Raw genomic sequence first — 20,393 nt, 5'->3', positions numbered from 1 at the left:
CGGGTGCCCGTTGGGCCACGCCCCGCGGGGCTCCGCCCGCCGGGGGGGGGCCCCCCCCCCCCGCGGCTGGGGGGCCCATGCCCGGGGTTTTGGGGCCCCGCTTCTGTTGGCCCGAACCGGTTTGGTCGGTTCCGCGCCGATATTCCTGCCGGCGCGGATCGGCCGGAAATCCGTGCCCGGCAGTGCCGGATTTCCGCGGCCGTCCGCGCTAAGTCCAGACCATTCGACGGGCCGGAACCGGGAAATTCCGGTTCCGGCGCGCTCGGTGTGGTGCTTACTTGCGGATCAGCGACCGCAGGACGTACTGCATGATGCCGCCGTTGCGGTAGTAGTCCGCCTCGCCGGGGGTGTCGATGCGCACGACCGCGTCGAACTCCACGCCCCCGTCGGTGGTGACCTTGACGGTGCGCGGCGTGCTGCCGTCGTTCAGGGCGGTCACGCCGGAGATGGAGAAGGTCTCCTCGCCGGTGAGGCCGAGGCTCTCGGCCGTGGCGCCCTCGGGGAACTGGAGCGGGAGGACGCCCATGCCGATCAGGTTCGAGCGGTGGATGCGCTCGTAGGACTCGGCGATGACGGCCTTGACGCCGAGCAGCGCGGTGCCCTTGGCGGCCCAGTCGCGGGAGGAGCCGGAGCCGTACTCCTTGCCGGCCAGGACGACCAGCGGGATGCCGGCGGCCTGGTAGTTCTGCGACGCGTCGTAGATGAAGGAGACCGGGCCGTCCGCGACGGTGAAGTCGCGGGTGAAGCCGCCCTCGGTGCCGGGCGCGATCTGGTTGCGCAGCCGGATGTTGGCGAAGGTGCCGCGGATCATGACCTCGTGGTTGCCACGGCGCGAGCCGTAGGAGTTGAAGTCGCGCCGCTCGACGCCGTGCTCGGTCAGGTACTTGCCCGCCGGGGTGTCGGCCTTGATGGCGCCGGCCGGCGAGATGTGGTCGGTGGTGACCGAGTCGCCCAGCTTGGCCAGGACACGCGCGCCGGCGATGTCCGTGACCGGCGAGGGGTCCATGGCCATGCCCTCGAAGTAGGGGGGCTTGCGGACGTAGGTGGACTCCGCGTCCCACTCGAAGGTGTTGCCGGTGGGGATCGGCAGCGCCTGCCACTGGGCGTCGCCCGCGAAGACGTCGCTGTAGGACTTGTTGAACATGTCCTCGCCGATGGCGTTGGCCACCACGTCGTTGACCTCGGCCTCGCTGGGCCAGATGTCCGCGAGGTAGACCGGCTTGCCCTCGGTGTCGGTGCCCAGCGCCTCCTTGGTGATGTCCACCTTCATGGAGCCGGCCAGCGCGTAGGCGACGACCAGCGGCGGGGAGGCCAGGTAGTTCATCTTGACGTCGGGGTTGATCCGGCCCTCGAAGTTCCGGTTGCCGGAGAGGACGGAGGTGACCGCCAGGTCGTTCTCGTTGACGGCCTTGGAGACCTCGTCGGGCAGTGGGCCGGAGTTGCCGATGCAGGTGGTGCAGCCGTAGCCGACCAGGTTGAAGCCGACCTTGTCGAGGTAGGGCGTCAGGCCCGCCTTGTCGAAGTAGTCGGTGACGACCTTGGACCCCGGGGCCAGGGTGGTCTTGACCCACGGCTTGCGGGTCAGGCCCTTCTCCACGGCCTTCTTGGCCACCAGGGCGGCGGCGACCATGACGTAGGGGTTGGAGGTGTTGGTGCACGAGGTGATGGCGGCGACGGTGACCGCGCCGTGGTCGATCTCGTACGTCGAACCGTCAGGAGCGGTGACGGTGGTGGGTCGGGTGGGCACGCCGTTGGTGGCGGCCGGGGCGTCGGAGGCCGGGAAGGACTCCTTGCCCGCCTCCTCGTCGTCGCTGACGTAGTTGCGCACGTCCTGCGCGAACTGCTGGGCGGAGGCCGCCAGCACGATGCGGTCCTGCGGGCGCTTGGGGCCGGCGATGGAGGGGACGACCGTGGCCAGGTCCAGTTCGAGCTTCTCGGAGTAGTCCGGCTCGGCGGCCGGGTCCAGCCACAGGCCCTGCTCCTTGGCGTACGCCTCGACCAGCGCGAGCTGCTGCGCGGGACGGCCCGTCAGCTTCAGGTAGTTGATCGTCTCGGCGTCGATCGGGAAGATCGCGGCGGTGGAGCCGAACTCCGGCGACATGTTGCCGATGGTGGCGCGGTTGGCCAGCGAGGTGGCGGCGACGCCCTCGCCGTAGAACTCCACGAACTTGCCGACCACGCCGTGCTTGCGCAGCATCTCGGTGATGGTGAGCACGAGGTCGGTGGCGGTGGTGCCGGGCTTGAGCTCGCCGGTGAGCTTGAAGCCGACGACGCGCGGGATGAGCATGGAGACCGGCTGGCCGAGCATCGCGGCCTCGGCCTCGATGCCGCCGACACCCCAGCCCAGCACGCCCAGGCCGTTGACCATCGTGGTGTGCGAGTCGGTGCCGACGAGGGTGTCGGGGTAGGCCTGGCCGTTGCGGACCATCACGGTACGGGCCAGGTGCTCGATGTTGACCTGGTGCACGATGCCGGTGCCCGGCGGGACGACCTTGAACTCGTCGAACGCGGTCTGGCCCCAGCGCAGGAACTGGTAGCGCTCGCGGTTGCGGCCGTACTCCAGCTCGACGTTCTGCGCGAACGCGTCGTGGGTGCCGAACTTGTCGGCGATGACGGAGTGGTCGATGACCAGCTCGGCGGGGGCCAGCGGGTTGATCTTCGCCGGGTCACCGCCCAGCTCCTTGACGGCCTCACGCATGGTGGCGAGGTCCACGACGCAGGGCACACCGGTGAAGTCCTGCATGATCACGCGGGCCGGGGTGAACTGGATCTCCTGGCTCGGCTGCGCCTGCGAGTCCCAGCCGCCGACCGCGCGGATGTGGTCGGCGGTGATGTTCGCGCCGTCCTCGGTACGGAGCAGGTTCTCCAGCAGCACCTTCAGGCTGTAGGGCAGGCGGGCGGAGCCCTCGACCTTGTCCAGCTTGAAGATCTCGTACGACTCGTCGCCCACGCGCAGCGTGCTGCGGGCGTCGAAGCTGTTCGCCGACACGACAGTCTCCTTCATGCATGAATTCGCGCGTACCACCGCATCCTGCCGCCCCGGGACCTTGCCGATCCGCTAAGGTATGCCTAACTTAGGTACACCTCACTAGCGCGACAGCGGTACGCCTTCTTGGCAGATATCTCGATGTCGAGATAACTCTAGTACATCGCTGCCGAACGGTCATGCGCTGGCTCCCCGTGTCCCGCCTCACCCGGGTGCTGCGCAGCGCCCCGCCACCGGTCCACCGGGTCCCCTCCCCACGCCTTCCCCACACCGGGCCCGGACGGGCCCGCGCTCCTCCCGACACCCCGAGGCGCGGTCGGGGTTCCGGGGACCGACCGGCATGGTGACGCGACCGGGGCGGGCCCGGTCGGGGCGGGGCCAGGCCGGTTCGGGCCAGGTCGAGTGGGGTCGGGCAGGGCCGGGCCGGGTCGAGTGGGGCCGGGGCGGGCCGGGGAGGCGGGCGGCCGACGACTGGTGGCCGCCATGACCGTGGCCGACCGTTCGGCGCGGCGTGGCCCGGCGATGGCGCGGAGTTGGCCGGCCGCCCGGCCTCGGTGGGCGCGGGCCTGGTCGACCGCCCGGCCTCGCGGTGGGCGCGGGGCGGAGCCGGGCACGGGGGCCGGCCAGGCGTCAGCGTGTGGTGGGGCCGTCGGCCAGGACCTGCGTGAGCGCGTGCGTGGCCTGTCGGATCATGCCGGGGTTGGTGTCCCAGTAGTACGGAAGGGCCGACACCGCCTGATAGAGGGCCCAACCACGCCCCCGCAGCCAGGACGCCTCGTCGACGTCGAGTGCGGCCCGGAACGCCGCGCGGCTGGCGCCGGCGAAGACGTTCCACGCGGGTTGCAGGTCGCAGGCGGGGTCGCCGACGCCCAGGCAGCCGAAGTCGATGACGGCCGACAGGTGCCCGTCGACCACGAGCAGGTTGCCGGGCAGCAGGTCGCCGTGGAGCCAGACTTCCGGGCCGGCCCAGGCCGGAGCCTCCAACGACTCCTGCCACGAGGCGAGCGCCGCCGCACCGTCGACACGGTCGCCGAGCTGGGCGATCGAGCGGCGCACCTGCTCGTCGAGCTCGGCCAGCGGCGCGCCCCGGCTGCCGTGCGAGCGCGGGTGCGCGCCGGTGGTGTCCACCCGGCGCAGCGCGGTGACGAACGCGGCCAGGTCCAGGGCCGCCCGCTCAAGGTTGGCCAGCGTGCCGTTGGCGTCGGCGCCCGGCAGCCACGCGTACACCGACCAGGCGTACGGATAGCCCTCGCCGGGGGCGCCCGCCGCGACCTGGACCGGGACCGCCAGCGGCAGGGCGGGCGCGAACACGGGCAGCCACCGCGCCTCGCGCGCCGCCTGCCGGGTGGCCTCGCTGACGCGCGGAAGGCGTACGGACAGGTGGTCGCCGAGGCGGTAGACGGCGTGGTCGGTGCCGTAGGAGTCGACCAGGGAGACGGGGAGCCCGGCCCACTGGGGGAACTGCCCGGCGACCAGGCGGCGTACCAGCGTGACATCGGTGTCGACCTCGTCGGCATGCATCCTGGGCGCTCGCATGGCGGCATCATCGCAAAACACCGCACGGGCGGCAGGTCATTTACCGCCCGCCCGACGCAAGCGGGAGTCGCCCCCCGACCGTCGAGGCGAGGCGCGCTCGGCTCCGCCGGGTCGGGCACCGCGCGGGCGCCCTCCGCGCGGCCCGCCCGGCTCCCCCGCGCCGTCGCGCGGTGTCGGGTGAGCCGCCCGGTTCGCGGGCCGGCCGCCCGGGGCCGGCGCGGCGGGGGCGCTCTTGTCACCGTGTGACCGGCCGGCGAGGATCGCCCGATGACCCGGGTCCACGACGACGCGCGCCTGGCGGGCGTCTACCACGGCGGCAACGCGATGCCGCGCTCCTCACTCCGGGCGTGGGCGCGGTTCGTCAGCTCGTTCGCACCCCGCCCCGAACCGGCCTGGCTCGACGTCGGAGCGGGCACGGGCATGTTCTGCGCGGCGCTCGACCAGTACCAGCCCGCGTCGCGCGTGGTGGGCGTCGAACCGTCGCTGGCCATGCTCGACGAGGCCCGACGGCTGCCGACGGCCGGCGGCGCCCGGTTCGTCGCCGGCACCGCCGAACGACTGCCCCTGGTCGGCGGAACGTTCGACATCGCACTGCTCTCCCGCGTCGTCCACCACCTGCCCGACCGGCCCGCGGCCGCGCGGGAGCTGGCGCGCGTGCTGCGCCCGGGAGGCGTGGTGGTGATCCGTACGACCTTCCGCGAGCAGCTGGACGCGGTGGTCTACGACTACTGGCCCCGGCTGCGCGCCACCGACGCCGATCGCTTCCCCGGGCGGGAGGAGGTCCTGGCCGACTTCGCCCGGGGCGGCTTCACCCCTCGTACGGTCACCTCCTTCGCGCAGCCCGTGGCGGCGAGCCTGGGCGCGTACGCGGTGCGGCTGAGCGACCAGCCCCAGTCGAAGTTCACCCGGCTCTCGCCGGCGGAGTTCGCGGCGGGCCTGGAGCGCATGCGGGCGGACGCCGCGACGCGGGCGGGCGACACCCCGCGCGCCGTGCGTGAGCGCTACGACGTGGCGGTGCTGGTACGCGACTGAGTGGGCCGCCTGTCGGCGGGCCACCGTCGGGGGGGGCCGGATCCGGCGCGGACGGACGCGAGGGGGGCTCGCGAGCGGAAGTCCGTCCGCGCCGGGCTGGGGGCCGCGTCACCTGACGCGGGGCACGGCCGGGACGCGTACCGGGGGAGCCGGGTGGAGCACGTGGGTGGGACGGCGGAGGGGGGCCGGGGGCGCCGCGGCCGGGGGGCTACTTGACGCCGAAGCCGCCCGAGAAGGAGCCGGCGTTCCACATGGACGAGCCGACCTGGTGGTAGGCGTCGAAGAACGCCACGGAGCCCGAGGGCAGGTTCCTGGGGACCTTGGCGGTGAAGACGACCTTCGAGTGGCCCTTGGGTGTCGGACACTTGAAACCGGTGCCGATGCCGATGTTCTTCGGGTCGGTGAAGGACACGCACTTCTTGTCGGGCTTGGCGGTCAGGCCCGGGTGCGGGCCGTTGGCCCACTGCGGGCCCATGTCGCCGACGTGGACGCGGTCCAGGTACACCCAGATGTGGCCGGCCTCGGGCGAGTCCACGGTGACGGTGACCCTGGTCCTGCTGCCCGGCTTGACGGGGACCTCGTTACGGGTGACACGGACCGTGGAGATCTCCTCCGACGCGGGAGCCGCCTGACCGGCGCGCGGACTGGCGGGAAAGCGCGCCGACACCGCGGTCTTTGGCGAGCTGTCCTCGTCGGCGGCGCCGGCGCTGGGCACCGCGAGCACGCCGAACAACACCGCGCCCGCACCGATCGCCGCACCCAGCGTCCGCCGCGGGCGGCGGGTGACGACGGATCGCGCACGACGGGCAAGGGAATCGCGCATGGTGAGACCTCTTTCGGGAAGTGCGGGCGACCTGGGGGACATGTGGCGGCCCACCGCCGTTCGGACAGCGATGCGCCTGTACGTGGCGTGTGCGTTCCAGCCACCTGCACCGTAGGAGGCACCCGAGCGGCGCAACAATGACAGTCCGTTGGCAATTCATTGCTCGACCCACCGTGTGCGCGGCGCCGGCAGGCCCGGGCCACCGGTCGCGTACGCCATCGGCATGAGGCCCCTCCCCCGATCGGCCCAGGGAGGGACGCGCACCGGTGGCGAGCCCCGGCCCCGCGTGTCACGGTGCCTGTGGGGGCCGTCGTGCCGCGCGCCGGGCCCGCGCCTCACACGGCGCACCGCACACCGCCCCAACGGGAGCGCATCTCATATCTGAGATAAAGTCGATCTCATGACAGATGCCTACCTCGCCCGTATCGGGAAGCTCATTCGCGACGCCCGTCAGCACCGTGGCTGGACCCAGACGGAGCTCGCGGAGGCGCTCGGCACCAGCCAGAGCGCTGTCAATCGCATCGAACGGGGAAACCAGAACATCAGCCTTGAGATGATCGCTCGCATCGGTGAGGCCCTGGACAGCGAGATCGTGTCCCTCGGCTACGCGGGGCCGATGCACCTCCGCGTCGTCGGAGGCCGCCAGCTCTCCGGCGCGATCGACGTCAAGACGAGCAAGAACGCGTGCGTGGCCCTGCTGTGCGCCTCCCTGCTCAACGCCGGCCGCACCACGCTGCGTCGGGTGGCCAGGATCGAGGAGGTCTACCGCATCCTGGAGGTGCTCGGCAGCATCGGCGTACGCACCCGCTGGATCAACGACGGCAACGACCTGGAGATCGTGCCGCCGGCCGAACTCGACCTGGCCGCGATGGACACCGACGCCGCCCGCCGCACCCGCAGCGTCATCATGTTCCTGGGCCCGCTGCTGCACCGCATGGACCGGTTCCGCCTTCCCTACGCGGGCGGCTGCGACCTGGGCACCCGCACCGTCCAGCCGCACATGACGGCGCTGCGGCACTTCGGTCTGGAGATCACCGCGACCGAGGGCACCTACCACGCCGACGTCAACCGTGAGGTCTCCCCCACCCGCGCCATCGTGCTGACCGAGCGCGGCGACACGGTGACCGAGAACGCGCTGCTGGCCGCCGCCCGGCACGAGGGCGTCACCGTCATCCGCAACGCCAGCTCCAACTACATGGTCCAGGACCTGTGCTTCTTCCTGGAGCAGTTGGGCGTACGCGTGGAGGGCATCGGCACCACGACGCTGACCGTGCACGGCCTCGCGCACATCGACCGCGACGTGGACTACGCGCCGTCCGAGGACCCGGTCGAGGCGATGAGCCTGCTCGCGGCGGCCGTGGTGACCCAGTCCGAGCTGACCATCCGCCGGGTGCCGGTGGAGTTCCTGGAGATCGAACTCGCGGTCCTGGAGGAGATGGGCCTGGACCACGAGCGCGGCGCGGAGTACCCGGCGGACAACGGCCGCACCCGCCTGATCGACCTGACGGTGCGCCCCTCCAAGCTCAGCGCGCCCCTGGACAAGATCCACCCGATGCCGTTCCCCGGCATCAACATCGACAACGTGCCCTTCTTCGCGGCCATCGCCGCCAGCGCGCAGGGCTCGACCCTCATCCACGACTGGGTCTACGACAACCGCGCCATCTACCTGACCGACCTGACCCGCCTCGGCGCCAGCGTCCAACTCCTCGACCCGCACCGCGTGCTGGTGGAAGGCCCCACCCGGTGGCGCTCCGCCGAGATGATGTGCCCGCCCGCCCTGCGCCCCGCGGTGGTCGTCCTGCTCGCCATGATGGCGGCCGAGGGCACCTCGGTGCTGCGTAACGTCTACGTCATCAACCGGGGTTACGAGGACCTGGCGGAGCGACTGAACTCCATCGGCGCCCAGATCGAGATCTTCCGGGACATCTGAGACCTCTCCCCTCCCCCAGCACCACCACCCCGCACCCCGCACCCCGCTCCCCCGCCTCCACGGCGAGAGGGGCGGGGTGCGGTGGCGTGCGGGGAGGCCGGGAGCGCCGATGCCTCCCGCACCCCCCGCGCCCCGCCCGGGCAACACTCCCCCGCCCCGCCGCAACGCCCTTATCGGCCAAAGAGGTTCCGACGCCAAACCGGCATTCCCGGGCCTCTCGGGCACGTCGCGGGGGCGGGGCGGGGCCGTGGGGGGTGACGGGTGCCATGTCGTGTCGGGCATACGTAGGTTAGGCTCACCTAAAATCTTCGCTGGTTGTCCGCCGGCGTGCTCGTCTTCCCAGGCCGAAACACGACCCTGGGGTGGGCGGCGTGGGGGCGGGCTCCGGTACCTGGTGTTCGAGAACGAGGATCCCCGCATGTCCTTTCTGCTGACCCCCCTGCGTCGTCGGGCCGCCGTGGCCGCGGCCGGGGCCGTATCGCTCACCCTGTTGGTGACGGGCTGCGGCTCGGACGACAAGGACGACAAGAAGGACACGAAGGCGAACGCGGGGGCGCCGGCCGAGGCCGGGGCGTTCCCCGTCACGATCAAGAGCGCGCTGGGCACGGCCGAGATCAAGGACAAGCCCCAGCGCGTGGTGACGCTGGGGCAGGGCTCCGCGGAGACGGCCATCGCGCTCGGCAACGTGCCGGTGGGCGTGGAGAAGTACGAGTGGGGCAGCGACAAGACGGGCTACCTGCCGTGGATCCACGAGGCGGTGACCAAGGCGGGCAAGAAGCTGCCCCAGCAGTTCACCGGCGGTGAGGAACTCGACATCGAGGCCATCACCGAGCTGGAGCCCGACGTGATCCTCGCCCCGTGGTCGGGCGTCACGCAGAAGCAGTACGACATCCTCAAGGACATCGCCCCCACGGTCGCCTACCCGGACAAGGCGTGGAGCACCAACTGGGACCAGCAGATCGACCTGATCGCCAAGGCGCTCGGCCAGCCGAAGAAGGCCAAGGAACTGACGGCCGAGATCGACAAGCGGCTCGCCGAGGCCGCCGCGAAGCGCCCGCAGTACAAGAACGTCACGTTCTCCTACATCTACAACACCGGCCCCGGCACCCTCGGCGTCTTCAAGCCCGAGGAGCAGCGCGTGAAGATGGTCTCCAAGCTGGGCCTGAAGGTCGACCCGGTCGTCAACACCTTCAAGGAGACCGAGGGCACCGACTCCGCGCTGATCGGCCTGGAGAACGCCGACAAGCTCGGCAAGAGCGACATCGCGTTCACCTTCTACATGGACGACAAGAGTCGCAAGGAGATCGAGGCGCAGCCGCTGTACGCCGCGATCCCCGCGGTCAAGAAGGGCGCGCTGGTCTCCAGCAAGGACCAGTCCTTCGTGACCGCCTCCTCGATGCTCAACCCGCTGACGGTGCCGTACAGCATCGAGCGGTACCTGCCCATGATCGACGCGGCCGTCGCCAAGTCCGGCAAGTAGCCGCGGGGCCTGTGGCGTGACATCGGTCTCCACGGCCCGGCAGGGCCCCGGCGTTCGTCGCCGGGGCCCTGCCGGGCTCTCCCTCGCCCTCGTCGGGTGCCTGCTCCTGCTGGGCGTCGCCCTGTTCGCCAGCGTGATGTACGGCAGCAAGCCGACCGCCGCCGCCGACGTCCTGGACGTGCTCACCGGAGGCGGCGACGGCTATCTGCGTACCGTCGTCGAAAGCCGCTACCCGCGCACCGCCCTCGGCGTCCTGGCCGGCGTCTGTCTGGCCGTCGCGGGCACCCTCATGCAGGGCGTCACCCGCAACCCGCTGGCCGAACCCGGACTCCTCGGCATCAACGCGGGCGCCTCCGCGAGCATCGTGGCGGCCACCGCCTACCTCGGCGCCTCCGGACAGCGCGAGACCATGTGGTGGGCGCTGCCCGGCGCCCTGCTGGCGGGGTTCGCGGTGTACGTCATCGGCACCTCGGGCGGCCGGACGAACCCGGTCCGCCTGGTGCTGGCGGGCGCGGTGCTCTCCGCCGTGCTGGCCGCGTTCATCCAGGCCGTCACGCTCTCCCGGCCCAAGGTCTTCGACACCTACCGCTACTGGGTGGTGGGGGCGCTGGGCGGGCGCGGCTGGGACGTGTTCTGGTCGGTGCTGCCCTTCGCCGCGCTGGGCCTGGCGGTCGCGCTGCTGCTCGGCCCGAGCCTGAACGCCATGGCCATGGGCGACGACAAGGCCACCTCCCTGGGCATCAGCCCGGCCCGGATCAAGGGCGCCGGCCTGCTCGCGGCGACGCTGCTGAGCGCGGCGGCCACGGCCGCGGTGGGGCCCATCGCGTTCGTCGGGCTCGCCGTCCCGCACCTGGTCCGCGTCCTGGTGGGCGCGGACTTCCGGCTCCAGCTCGCCTTCTCGGCACTGGCCGGCCCGTCGCTGCTGCTGATCGCCGACGTCATCGGCCGGGTGCTGCTGCGCCCGCAGGAGCTCATGGTGGGCGTCGTCACCGCCTGCGTCGGGGCTCCCGCGCTGCTGATCGCCGTACGTCGGATGAGGGGGGTGTGATGACGACCGCCCCCTCGCTGTCGCGACGGTCCGCGCCGCGACGTCGCACGCTGCGCGTCGGCCGTCGGATCGCCGTGCCCGTACACGTCTCCGCCCTGGTGGCCGGTCTGTTGACGGTGGTACTGCTGGGCGCGGTCGCGGTCGCGACGCTGTCCATGGGCCGCCTGGGCATCGCCGTGCCCGACCTGCCGGACGCGGTGCTGGGCCGAGCGACGGGCAAGGACGCGTTCGTGTTCGACCGGCTGCGCGGCCCGCGCCTGTCCGTCGCCATCGCCACCGGCGCCGCCTTCGGCCTGTCCGGCGCGCTCTTCCAGTCCGTCACCCGCAACCCGCTGGGCAGCCCCGACGTCATCGGACTCGGGGCGGGCGCCGGCGCGGGCGCGGCGACCGTCGCCCTGTTCCTGCCCGACGTCCTGCCGGCGTCGGTGGGCGCCCTGCTCGGGGCCCTGCTGGCGATGGGCCTGGTCTACGTCTCGACCGGCACCGGCTTCCGCAGCCCCGGACGCCTGGTCGTCGCGGGCATCGGCGTGGCGGCCATGGCCACGGCCATCACCCAGTACGTCGTGTACGCCGTGGAGCGGGACAAGGCCAGCGCCCTGACCGCGTACGTCAACGGCAGCCTCGCCGCCCGCTCGTGGGACGACGCCACGATCATCTGGGCCGTCCTGCTCTGCTGCCTCCCGCTGGCCGCGCTGCTGGCCCGGCCGTTGGCCGTCGGGGAGATGGGCGACGACCTCTCCACCGGTCTCGGCGCCAGCCCCGCACGGACGAAGACGGGCGCGGTGCTGCTGTCCATCGTGCTGTCGGCGGGCGCCGTCAGCGTCGCGGGCCCCATCGCGTTCATCTCCCTCACCGCCCCCCAGATCGCCAAGCGGATCACCCGCACCACCGGCCCGCAACTGGTGGTGTCCACCCTGCTCGGCGCCCTGCTGCTGGTCGCCGCCGACCTGGCCGCGCAGCAACTGCCGCTCTTCGACGACCTGCCGGTGGGCATCTACACGATGGCCGTGGGCGGCTGCTACCTGGGCTACCTGCTGGTACGCGAGTGGCGCCAGCAACCGGCGTAACCCGGCTGTCCGCCCGGCGCGCACCGGCCGGACAACCGGGGCGGGGTGGGGCGGGCGGCGGGGCGGCGAGGTGCTGTACGGCCGGGGCCCGGTCGGGGTCGGGGTCCGAGCGCCTACGGCGCGGAGGGGCGGGGTGGGGTGGGACGCGCGACGGGTGGCGCGTGCCGGGTGGCGCGTGGCGCGTGCGGCAGACGTGGGACGCGTCGACGGCTGGTTCGCGCGGCGGCGCGTCCCGCGCCGGGCCGGGACGCGTACAACGGCGAGTCCAAGCCGGGGCGGGGTGCGCACGGCGACGAGCCGGGGTGCGGTGGGACGCGTACGGCGGCGGGTCGGGTGGCCGGAGTGAGACGCGTAGAACGGCGGGTCAGGTGCCGGAGCGGGTGCGTACGGCGGCGGGCCGGGGTGCGGCGGGGCCCGTACGGCGGCGGGTCGGGGTGCGGCGGGGCCCGTACGGCGGCGGGTCGGGTGGCCGGGGTCAGGGTGCGTACGGTGGCGGGTCGCGCCCGGGCGGGGTGGGTGTGACGGGGAACTTGGCCGTGCCGATAATCGCCCATCACAATGGTGCGCGTGAACCTCGACCACGTCTTCGTCTGCGGCCACCCCGCCCTCGACTTCGCCGCGACGCTGCGGGCCCGGCGGTCGCTGCGCTTCGAGATGTTCGCCACGCCGGAACGACTGGACGCGTGGTTCGTGGAGTCGGGGATCGTGGACCACGTGGCGCGCGGCGGACCCGCCGACGTCGAGCGCGCGCGGGCCGTGCGGGAGGCGGTGTACGAGCTGGTCACCGCCCGCCGCCTCGGTCAGCCCTTCGGCGACCGGGCCCTTGAGGTGCTCAACGAGGCCGCGCGCGAGCCCGCCGCCGCCCCGCAGCTCACCCGGGTCGGGAGGCGGACCACGGCCACCTCGCGGGAGGCGCTGTCCACCGTGGCCCGCCTGGCCGTGGAGCTGTTGAGCGGGCCGGAGGTACCGCTGCTCAAGGAGTGCGGCAACCCCGAGTGCACCCGCGTCTACGTCGACCGCTCGCGGGGCATGCGGCGGCACTGGTGCGGCATGGAGTCCTGCGGCAACAAGATCAAGGCCGCCGCCTACCGCGCGCGCAAGAAGGCCAGCCCCGCCGCGACCCCCCGCTGACCTGGGCCGCGCCCTCCTCCGACTGACCCGTACGGCTCTCCGTCGGCCGGACCGAGGCCGCGCCGACCGGTACGGCTAGCCGCCGGCCGGTACCGCCACCTCGACCGGCGGCCTCGGCGGGGTGGGGGCGGCTAGTTCGCGCGGACGCGGTAGCTCACGGCGGCGTACGGGAAGTCGCCGGTGCCCAGGGTTCCCACCACGTAGGTCAGGTCGCCGCTCCCGCCGGGGGCGCCGGGGCGGCAGTCGGCGTTGAAGTAGACCTCCACGCCCCGCTCCGCGATGGAGCGGAAGGAACGGGCGGACGCGGGCAGTTCGTGGCACGCCCCGACCGTGTCGAGGTCGGCCGCCATCGCCGTTCCGGTGGCGTGCGTGCCGGTGTAGAAGGTGACACCCGGAAGTTGGGCCGTACCGGCGGCGGGGAGCTGAGCCGCGCCGGCGGGAGCGCCCCCGGCCCCGAGAACGAGCAGGCCACTGGCGACCACGCCACTTGCTACCGCCGCACACCTGGTGAGCCTTGTCGACATGTCTCCACCTTTGGGTCGTGGTGTCGGCACGCGGACGCTGCCGACGGGACGGCGGCGCCGCCCCCGGAAGAGAACTTTGCTTGCATATTCAATGAAAGTGGAAGGCGGATTCAAGCCAGGGGCGGCGGGCGTCATTCCGCTGGATACACCCCGGATTGACCGTTCTCGCGCGGTGCGGGGAGTGTGGGGCGCGTGGGGGTGTGGGGGTGTGGGGATGTGGGGGTGTGGGGATGTGGGGCGCCAGCGAGAGAACAGGCCGACGGAAAGGGGCGGCGGCCGGGAGGCGCGGGGCCACCCTCGCCGGACGCGGCCTGCCCCAACGGGGCGGACCGGATGCCGTCGGCTGGGCGGGGCGGGGGCGCGACCTGCGACCGCTTCGCGCCGCCCGCACCGGGGAAGGCTCCACGCCCTACCCTGCTCTGACCTGCCAGCGAGGCCGAACGGCGCGCCTTCGGTCACGACGCGCCGACCGTGGGCGTGTGCCCGCCGACCAGGGCCGGCACCGCCACGCCACCCCACCCCTACCGTTCGCCACTCGCCTGACTGGTGACACAGCGCGTTCCAGAACCGTCGCACGCTCGACCCGCAGCCACCTGACAAGGCGTCATAACGCCGCGCGGCCCGGGGGAACGTCACGGGACGCGGGCGTGGACGGCACGGCGGACGGAGAACCACGCGTGTCCACGGACAGAGAACCTCGCCTGCTCAGCAGACGCACCTTCAGCAGGGCCGTGGGGCTGGACACCGGCGCCGTCGCCGCATCGCTGGCCGGAACACCGGCAGCGGCGTCGGCTGTCGCCGCGACGTGATCCGGCGCCGACCGGAGGGGTGTCGCCGGCAGCGGCGCGCACACCTCGTTCGGTCCCCTGCGGCGCGTCACAGCGGGGGCGCTCGACGCGGGCTACGCGGAGTCCCAGGCGGCCATGGACGCGGACCACCTGCGACGGGGCCCGATCCGCCGGACGCGAACGGATCGACGACATCCCGACGACACTCCAGCGGCGCCCTGACGACACGCGCCCACCCACCGTCGTCCCGCTCGCGCCCCGCCGTACTCACCAACCGAGCGTCACCGTCTTGACTGGTGACGATGAGAGGCGCAGGCTTGAGACACAGGGCGGAGATGGGGCTCGGCCCGCCACGAGAGGAGCGAGCGTCGATGACGTACACCGACAGCGCGAGGGACAGCGCGGACACGGCTCGGCACGCACGATTCGGCACACTCCCCGAACGCATCCCGTACGAGGACATGGTCACGGAGCAGGCCGCGACGGAGAACCGCGAGCCCAGCACGTACCACCCAGAGGGCTCCTGGACCCGCTTCTCCTGCCTGGCCCTGGACTTCGGCCTGTAGGGGGCCCTCCCCCCTCCCTCCCCTCCCCCCAACCCCCCGCGCCCCCAAGGTGGACCCGCATATGACCAGTGAAGCGAGCCGTGGGCAGTCGGTGGTGGCTGTGTCCGCCGCACCCTCCTTCCTCGGCGACTTCGCCTCTCCGTCAGCCGCCACGGCCTCGCTCGGGTCGTCGGCCGCTCCGATACCGGCGTCTTCCCCTGCCGTGCCCTCGCCCTCCGTGTCCTCGACGTCTGCCGCTACCGCGCCGCCCGTGGCGGGGCTGGGAGCGGTGCGTCAGGTGCGGACGGACGTGTTGGACATCGCCTACTACGTCGCCGGCCCGGTTGACGGAACTCCCGTGGTCCTGCTCCACGGGTGGCCGTACAGCCCGACGGGTTCCTATGCCGAGGTTGTGCCGGACCTGGTGGGGCACGGCTATCGCTGTTATGTCCCCTATCTCCGCGGGCACGGGCCGACCGTCTTTCTGGACTCGGATACCGACAGGTCGGGGCAGCAGGCCGCCATCGGGGCGGACCTCCTCGCGTTCCTCGACGCGCTTGACATCGGACAGGCCCTGCTGGCCGGCTACGACTGGGGCGGGCGGGCCGCCAATGTCGTCGCCGCGCTGTGGCCCGAGCGCTGTCTCGGCCTGGTCTCCGTGAACAACTATCTGATCCAGCATCTGGCCGCCGCTCAGCAGCCGTTGGCTCCCTCCGTGGAGAACGGGTTCTGGTACTTCTTCTACTTCCTCACCGAGCGGGGCCGCAGGGGTCTGGCACAGGACCCCAAGGAGTTCGCTCGGGTCATCTGGCGCCGGGCCTCACCTCAGTGGCGTTTCACCGAGGCCGAGTTGGACGAGGCCGCGACCTTGTGGACGAATCCGGACTACGTCGACATCGTGCTGCACAGCTATCGCCACCGCCTGGCCGCCGCACCAGGAGCCCCCCGTTACGAACCCCTGGAGCGGCGACTCTCGCGGCAGCCTCCCATCACCGTCCCGACCGTCACACTCGACGGGCGGGAGGACGGCATCACTCTGTGGACCGACGGCACTGCGTCACAGGCGCACTTCACAGGCCCTCGCCGTCACTACGTGATCGACGGGGCCGGTCACCATCTGCCGCGGGAGCGCCCGGACGCCTTCGTGGCGGCCGTGCGGGAGGTCGCCGCGCTGGGCCGAGGCGGCGTCACGCCGTGAGTGGGGCGCGCGGACCGGTGCGTATGAGCGATGCCCGCGAGTGCCGGCCGCGCGCCGGGGCCGCCTCTCGTACCGGTCCCGGCGGGCGGTGCGGGCCTGGCATGGCGGGGCGGCGTTGACCACGCGCCGCCGCGCCACGCTCCCCCTCGCGGACGGCCGGCGCCCGCTCCCCCGTCTTCCTCATTTCTCCGCCCCCGTTCTCGCGGTGCGCTGACTGTGTGATGTCTTGAACGCTACGGGGTGGGGCTGGGGCGAAGCATCCAACGACGGTTTGACGTTGTGGGACTTCTGGGGACGCATGGCCCACGGGCCGATGCTCCCGCAGTGGTACGGGGAACTACGCCGTCTGACGCAGGGCGGGTAACTGGCCTGCGGATATCGTGGAGTTGGCCAGCGGAACGGCACCGCCGGGCGGCCGGCCGCGCGGCTGGACTGGGCTGAGCTGGACTGGGCTGGAATCGAGAGCTCGCCCGAGGGGGTCGGGGGCGCCCGGCAGGGCAGGGGGCGCCGCCGCGAGCGGGGCCCGACACGGGGCGTCCCGGCCGCCGGCCGGCCGGCGCACCGGCGCACCACGCCACCCACTCACGACGCACCGCCCCACTGCCCGACCCACTCACCGCCTCACGGCAGCAGGGCGATGCCGTCCAGTTCCACCAGGGCCTGTTCGTCCCAGAGTCGGACCACGCCCACCACGGCCATGGCCGGGTAGTCGCGGCCCGCCAGGCGGCGCCAGACGCGGCCGAGTTCGGGGGCGTGGGCGCGGTAGTCGGCGAGGTCGGTGGCGTAGACCGTGACCCGCGCGAGGTGGTCGGGCCGGCCGCCGGCCTCGCGCAGCGCGGTGAGCAGGTTGCCCAGGGCGCGTTCGAACTGGGCGGGGAGCGGGTCCGGCACCAGTCGGCCCGCGCCGTCGAGTGCGGTCTGTCCGGCGAGGAAGACCAATGTGGCGCCGGTGGCCGTGACGGCGTGGGAGAAGCCGGTGGGTGGCGAGAGTTCGGCGGGGTTGACGCGGCGCAGCGGTGGAGCCGGCGTCGTGGGCGGGGCCGGCGTCGCGGCCGAGGCCGGAGGAGCGGCCCCCGGCGAGGGCGGGGGCGGCGGGGCCTGGGGAGGGCGCTGTGGCGTGGTCGGCGGCGGGCGGTGGTCGGGGGCGGGGGTCGCGGGGGTCATCGGTAGAGCTCCTTCGCGATGATGGTGCGCTGGACTTCCGTGGCGCCCTCGTAGATGCGGGGCGCGCGCACCTCGCGGTACAGGTGCTCCAGCGGGTGGCCGCGTTCCAGCGCGCGGGCGCCGTGGATCTGGACGGCGGCGTCCACGACGTACTGGGCGGTCTCGGTGGCCAGCAGTTTGGCCATCGCCGAGCGGCGGGCGATGTCGGGCTGGCCCGTGTCGTAGGCGTGGGCCGCGGCGTAGACGAGCAGCCGGGCGGCCTCGGTGCGGGTGGCCATCTCCGCGAGTTGGTGCGAGACGGCCTGCAGGTCCCGTAGCACGCCGCCGAACGCCGTGCGCCGCCGCGCGTGGTTCAGGGCCAGGCCGAGGGCCTGGTCCGCCATGCCGACGGCGAAGGCGCCGACGCTGGGCCGCAGCAGGTTCAGGGTGCGCATGGCGACCTTGAACCCGGCGTCCACCTCGCCGAGCACGTCGGCGCGGGTGACGGGAACGGCGTCGAAGGTCAGTCGGCCGATCGGGTGTGGGCTGAGCATCTCCAAGGGCTCGCCGGTCAGACCGGGGCGGTCGGCGGGGACCAGGAACGCGGTGATGCCCCGGCTGCCCGCGCCGGGGGTGGTGCGGGCGAAGACGGTGTAGAAGTCGGCCTCGGGGGCGTTGGAGATCCAGCACTTCTCGCCGGTCAGCTCCCATTCCGTGGCTCCGCCGTCGGCCGTGCCGCCGGGGCGGCCGGCGCTCACCGGGCGCGCCGCGAGCGCGAGGGCCGCGGCGTCGGAGCCGGCCCCGGACTCGCTGAGCGCGAAGGCCGCCACGGCCCGCCCCGCCACCACCTCCGGCAGCCAGCGGGCGCGCTGCTCGGGTGTGCCGGACTGGGCCACCGGGTAGCCGCCCAGGCCCTGGAGGGCGAGCGCCGTCTCGGCCTCCGTGCTCTGGCTGGCCAGCGACTCGCGGAGCAGGCACAGGTCAAGGGCGCGTACCGCGCTCGGGGCGCCCTCGTCACCCGTCCGTGAACCGGTGGGGTCGGGCCTGCCCGGGCCGTTTCCTCCGCCGGCGTCGGCGGGACCCGTGCCCCGGTCCGGGTCGGGGCCCGCGCCGGGGTCGACGGTGCTGCCAGTTCCGGTTCCGGGGTCGGCTCCGGGGCCCGCAGCCGCCTCGCCCCGGGGGCCGGGCCTGGCCGGCGTGCCGGCACCGGTAGCGGCATCGGCTCCGTCGTTCGCGTCCGCGCCCGCGAAGAGCCGGCCTAGCAGGCCGAGGTCGCCCAGGGCCGCTACCAGTGGGCGGTTCACCCGGCCGGGCGTGCCGCGCTCGGCCAGCGGGCGCAGGCGTTCGGCGGCGGTGGTGCGCAGCGTGGCGCACCACGCGCGCTGCTGCGGGTCGAGGGCGAAGGCGCTCATCGACACCCCTCCTTTATCGCGACATGTTGACTGCCGTCACCAACACGTTACGCTGGCGAGGCACCTCGGGACAGGACTGCCGCACTTCTCCACCGGTCAGAGGGGGCGCATCCGCCATGGAGCTCACGCCGTCGGCGCACACCGACACCTTCACCCGTGACCACCTCCCGCCCCCACGGGAATGGCCGACCCTGCTGCGCGATCCGCCCGCGCCCCGCTATCCGGACCGGCTCAACTGCGCCGTCGAACTCCTGGCGGAGGTCGACGGTCGGCGTGGCGCCGACCGGGTCGCGTTGCGCGGCGGCGACGGGCAGCGTTGGACGTACGGCGAACTGCGCACCCGGGTCGACCAGCTCGCGCACGCGCTCGCCGAGGACCTCGGGGTGCGGCCCGGCAACCGGGTGTTGCTGCGCGGCCCGACCTCGCCATGGCTGGCCGCCTGTTGGCTGGCGGTGGTCAAGGTCGGGGGCGTCGCGGTGACCGTGCTGGCCAACCAGCGGCCCCAGGAGCTGGCGACCATCTGCGAACTGGCCCGGGTGCGGCACGCGGTGTGCGCCGTCGGCTCTCTCGACCACCTGGAAGCGGCCCGCGTGCCGGGGCTGCGGATCACCACGTACGGCTCGTCCGCCTCCGACGACCTGTTACGGCTGGCCGCCGCCCACGTCGGCGCGTACGAGGCGGTTCCGACGGCGGCCGACGACGTGGCGCTGATCGCCTTCACCTCGGGCACCACCGGGCGACCCAAGGGGTGCCTGCACTTCCACCGGGACGTGCTGGCGGTCGCCGACACGTTCTCGGCGCAGGTGCTGCGTCCCCGTCCGGACGACGTGTTCGCGGGCAGCCCGCCGCTGGGCTTCACCTTCGGCCTCGGCGGGCTGGTGATCTTCCCGCTGCGGGCCGGTGCCTCGGCCCTGTTGGACGCCTGGGCCGGTCCGGCCAAGCTGCTGCGGGACATCGCCACGCACCGGGTCACGGTCCTGTTCACCGCGCCCACCGCCTACCGGGCGATGCTGGAGCGGCTGGCGGAGCACGACGTGTCCTCGCTGCGGCGCTGTGTGTCGGCGGGCGAGAACCTGCCCGCCGCGCTGTGGCACGCCTGGCACGCGGCCACCGGGCTGCGGCTGATCAACGGCATCGGCGCCACCGAGTTGCTGCACATCTTCATCGCCGCCGCCGACGACGCGATCCGCCCGGGAACCACCGGCGTTCCGGTGCCCGGCTTCGAGGCGCGCGTGGTGGGCCAGGACGGGGCGCCACTGCCGGACGGCCAACCGGGCCTGCTCGCGGTGCGCGGCCCCACCGGTTGCCGCTACCTGGCCGACGCGCGGCAACGCGCGTACGTGCGCGGGGGGTGGAACCTCACCGGCGACACCTACGTCCGCGAACCCGACGGCTACTTCCGCTTCGTGGCCCGCACGGACGACATGATCATCTCGGCCGGGTACAACATCGCCGGGCCCGAGGTGGAGGAGGCCCTGCTGCGCCACCCCGACGTGGTGGAGGCCGCGGTGACGGGACGGCCCGACGAGCGGCGCGGCACCGTGGTCGTCGCCCACGTGGTGCTGCGCGCGGGCGCGCGGTCCGGGCCGGACGCGGCGGCGGGCCTCAAGGACTTCGTCCGGGCCGAGCTGGCCCCGTACAAGTGCCCCCGTGAGATCCACTTCCTGTCCGCGCTGCCCCGCACCCCCACCGGCAAACTCCAGCGGTACCGGCTGCGCGAGGGCGCCCCGGGGGCGGCTCTAGAGTGACC

Annotated in this window: 16 protein-coding genes; 10 read left to right on the top strand and 6 right to left on the bottom strand. The window is 73.1% G+C overall.

Annotation, left to right across the window (positions count from 1 at the left end; genetic code table 11):
- Nucleotides 1-274: 274 nt before the first annotated feature.
- Nucleotides 275-2,989, bottom strand: a complete 2,715-nt coding sequence (acnA, locus tag ACFVFR_RS06750) for an aconitate hydratase AcnA (protein WP_383698604.1) — start codon at nucleotides 2,987-2,989, stop codon at nucleotides 275-277.
- A gap of 627 nt (nucleotides 2,990-3,616) precedes the next feature.
- The gene (locus ACFVFR_RS06745; RefSeq protein ID WP_383698587.1) at nucleotides 3,617-4,522 is read right to left on the bottom strand and encodes an aminoglycoside phosphotransferase family protein; all 906 of its coding nucleotides are present in this window, start codon (nucleotides 4,520-4,522) and stop codon (nucleotides 3,617-3,619) included.
- Nucleotides 4,523-4,789: 267 nt separating this feature from the next.
- On the opposite strand from ACFVFR_RS06745, the gene ACFVFR_RS06740 reads away from it, so the two are divergent.
- A complete protein-coding gene (locus ACFVFR_RS06740; protein WP_383698586.1) occupies nucleotides 4,790-5,554 on the top strand; it encodes a class I SAM-dependent methyltransferase in 765 nt (254 codons plus the stop codon).
- Between the two features lie 208 nt (nucleotides 5,555-5,762).
- On the opposite strand, the gene ACFVFR_RS06735 is transcribed toward ACFVFR_RS06740, so the two are convergent.
- Nucleotides 5,763-6,377, bottom strand: a complete 615-nt coding sequence (locus ACFVFR_RS06735) for a hypothetical protein (protein WP_383698585.1) — start codon at nucleotides 6,375-6,377, stop codon at nucleotides 5,763-5,765.
- Nucleotides 6,378-6,777: 400 nt separating this feature from the next.
- Here ACFVFR_RS06735 and ACFVFR_RS06730 point away from each other — a divergent pair, with 400 nt between their 5' ends.
- From ACFVFR_RS06730 to ACFVFR_RS06710, 5 genes are all read left to right on the top strand, one after another.
- Nucleotides 6,778-8,307 carry a helix-turn-helix domain-containing protein gene (locus ACFVFR_RS06730; RefSeq protein ID WP_383698584.1) on the top strand — a complete coding sequence of 510 codons (1,530 nt, stop codon included), beginning with the start codon at nucleotides 6,778-6,780 and terminating at the stop codon, nucleotides 8,305-8,307.
- A 418-nt stretch (nucleotides 8,308-8,725) separates the two neighbouring features.
- Nucleotides 8,726-9,787, top strand: coding sequence for an iron-siderophore ABC transporter substrate-binding protein (locus ACFVFR_RS06725; RefSeq protein WP_383698583.1), 1,062 nt, complete (start codon nucleotides 8,726-8,728; stop codon nucleotides 9,785-9,787).
- A gap of 16 nt (nucleotides 9,788-9,803) precedes the next feature.
- Nucleotides 9,804-10,835 carry a FecCD family ABC transporter permease gene (locus tag ACFVFR_RS06720; protein WP_383698582.1) on the top strand — a complete coding sequence of 344 codons (1,032 nt, stop codon included), beginning with the start codon at nucleotides 9,804-9,806 and terminating at the stop codon, nucleotides 10,833-10,835.
- Entirely contained in the window at nucleotides 10,835-11,902 is a 1,068-nt protein-coding gene (locus tag ACFVFR_RS06715; RefSeq protein ID WP_383698581.1) for a FecCD family ABC transporter permease, read from the top strand. The genes ACFVFR_RS06720 and ACFVFR_RS06715 overlap by 1 nt, the downstream gene beginning before the upstream one ends.
- Before the next feature lie 567 nt (nucleotides 11,903-12,469).
- Entirely contained in the window at nucleotides 12,470-13,033 is a 564-nt protein-coding gene (locus tag ACFVFR_RS06710) for a CGNR zinc finger domain-containing protein (RefSeq protein ID WP_383698580.1), read from the top strand.
- A gap of 131 nt (nucleotides 13,034-13,164) precedes the next feature.
- Here the strand turns inward: ACFVFR_RS06710 and ACFVFR_RS06705 are convergent, their stop codons facing one another.
- Nucleotides 13,165-13,557 (bottom strand): hypothetical protein, encoded by a 393-nt coding sequence (locus ACFVFR_RS06705; RefSeq protein WP_383698579.1) that lies wholly within the window; start codon nucleotides 13,555-13,557, stop codon nucleotides 13,165-13,167.
- 677 nt (nucleotides 13,558-14,234) lie between these two features.
- On the opposite strand from ACFVFR_RS06705, the gene ACFVFR_RS06700 reads away from it, so the two are divergent.
- The 3 genes from ACFVFR_RS06700 (at nucleotide 14,235) to ACFVFR_RS06690 (ending at nucleotide 16,088) form a co-directional block, all read left to right on the top strand.
- Nucleotides 14,235-14,366: a hypothetical protein gene (locus ACFVFR_RS06700; RefSeq protein WP_383698578.1), complete on the top strand. Its 132-nt coding sequence runs from the start codon at nucleotides 14,235-14,237 to the stop codon at nucleotides 14,364-14,366.
- Between the two features lie 350 nt (nucleotides 14,367-14,716).
- Nucleotides 14,717-14,911 (top strand): hypothetical protein, encoded by a 195-nt coding sequence (locus ACFVFR_RS06695; RefSeq protein WP_383698577.1) that lies wholly within the window; start codon nucleotides 14,717-14,719, stop codon nucleotides 14,909-14,911.
- Nucleotides 14,912-15,161: 250 nt separating this feature from the next.
- Complete coding sequence (locus ACFVFR_RS06690; RefSeq protein ID WP_383698576.1) at nucleotides 15,162-16,088, top strand: alpha/beta fold hydrolase; 927 nt, start codon at nucleotides 15,162-15,164, stop codon at nucleotides 16,086-16,088.
- A 621-nt stretch (nucleotides 16,089-16,709) separates the two neighbouring features.
- Here ACFVFR_RS06690 and ACFVFR_RS06685 read toward each other — a convergent pair.
- A complete protein-coding gene (locus tag ACFVFR_RS06685) occupies nucleotides 16,710-17,102 on the bottom strand; it encodes a RidA family protein (protein ID WP_383698603.1) in 393 nt (130 codons plus the stop codon).
- A 146-nt stretch (nucleotides 17,103-17,248) separates the two neighbouring features.
- Nucleotides 17,249-18,643, bottom strand: a complete 1,395-nt coding sequence (locus tag ACFVFR_RS06680; RefSeq protein WP_383698575.1) for an acyl-CoA dehydrogenase family protein — start codon at nucleotides 18,641-18,643, stop codon at nucleotides 17,249-17,251.
- Between the two features lie 116 nt (nucleotides 18,644-18,759).
- Here ACFVFR_RS06680 and ACFVFR_RS06675 point away from each other — a divergent pair, with 116 nt between their 5' ends.
- Complete coding sequence (locus ACFVFR_RS06675; protein ID WP_383698574.1) at nucleotides 18,760-20,391, top strand: AMP-binding protein; 1,632 nt, start codon at nucleotides 18,760-18,762, stop codon at nucleotides 20,389-20,391.
- Nucleotides 20,392-20,393: the final 2 nt, after the last annotated feature.

This window comes from Streptomyces sp. NPDC057702 (genome assembly GCF_042799315.1).
Taxonomy (GTDB): Bacteria; Actinomycetota; Actinomycetes; order Streptomycetales; family Streptomycetaceae; genus Streptomyces.
Note: the sequence above shows the minus strand (reverse complement) of the source record. Positions and strands in the feature narration are given on the sequence as shown.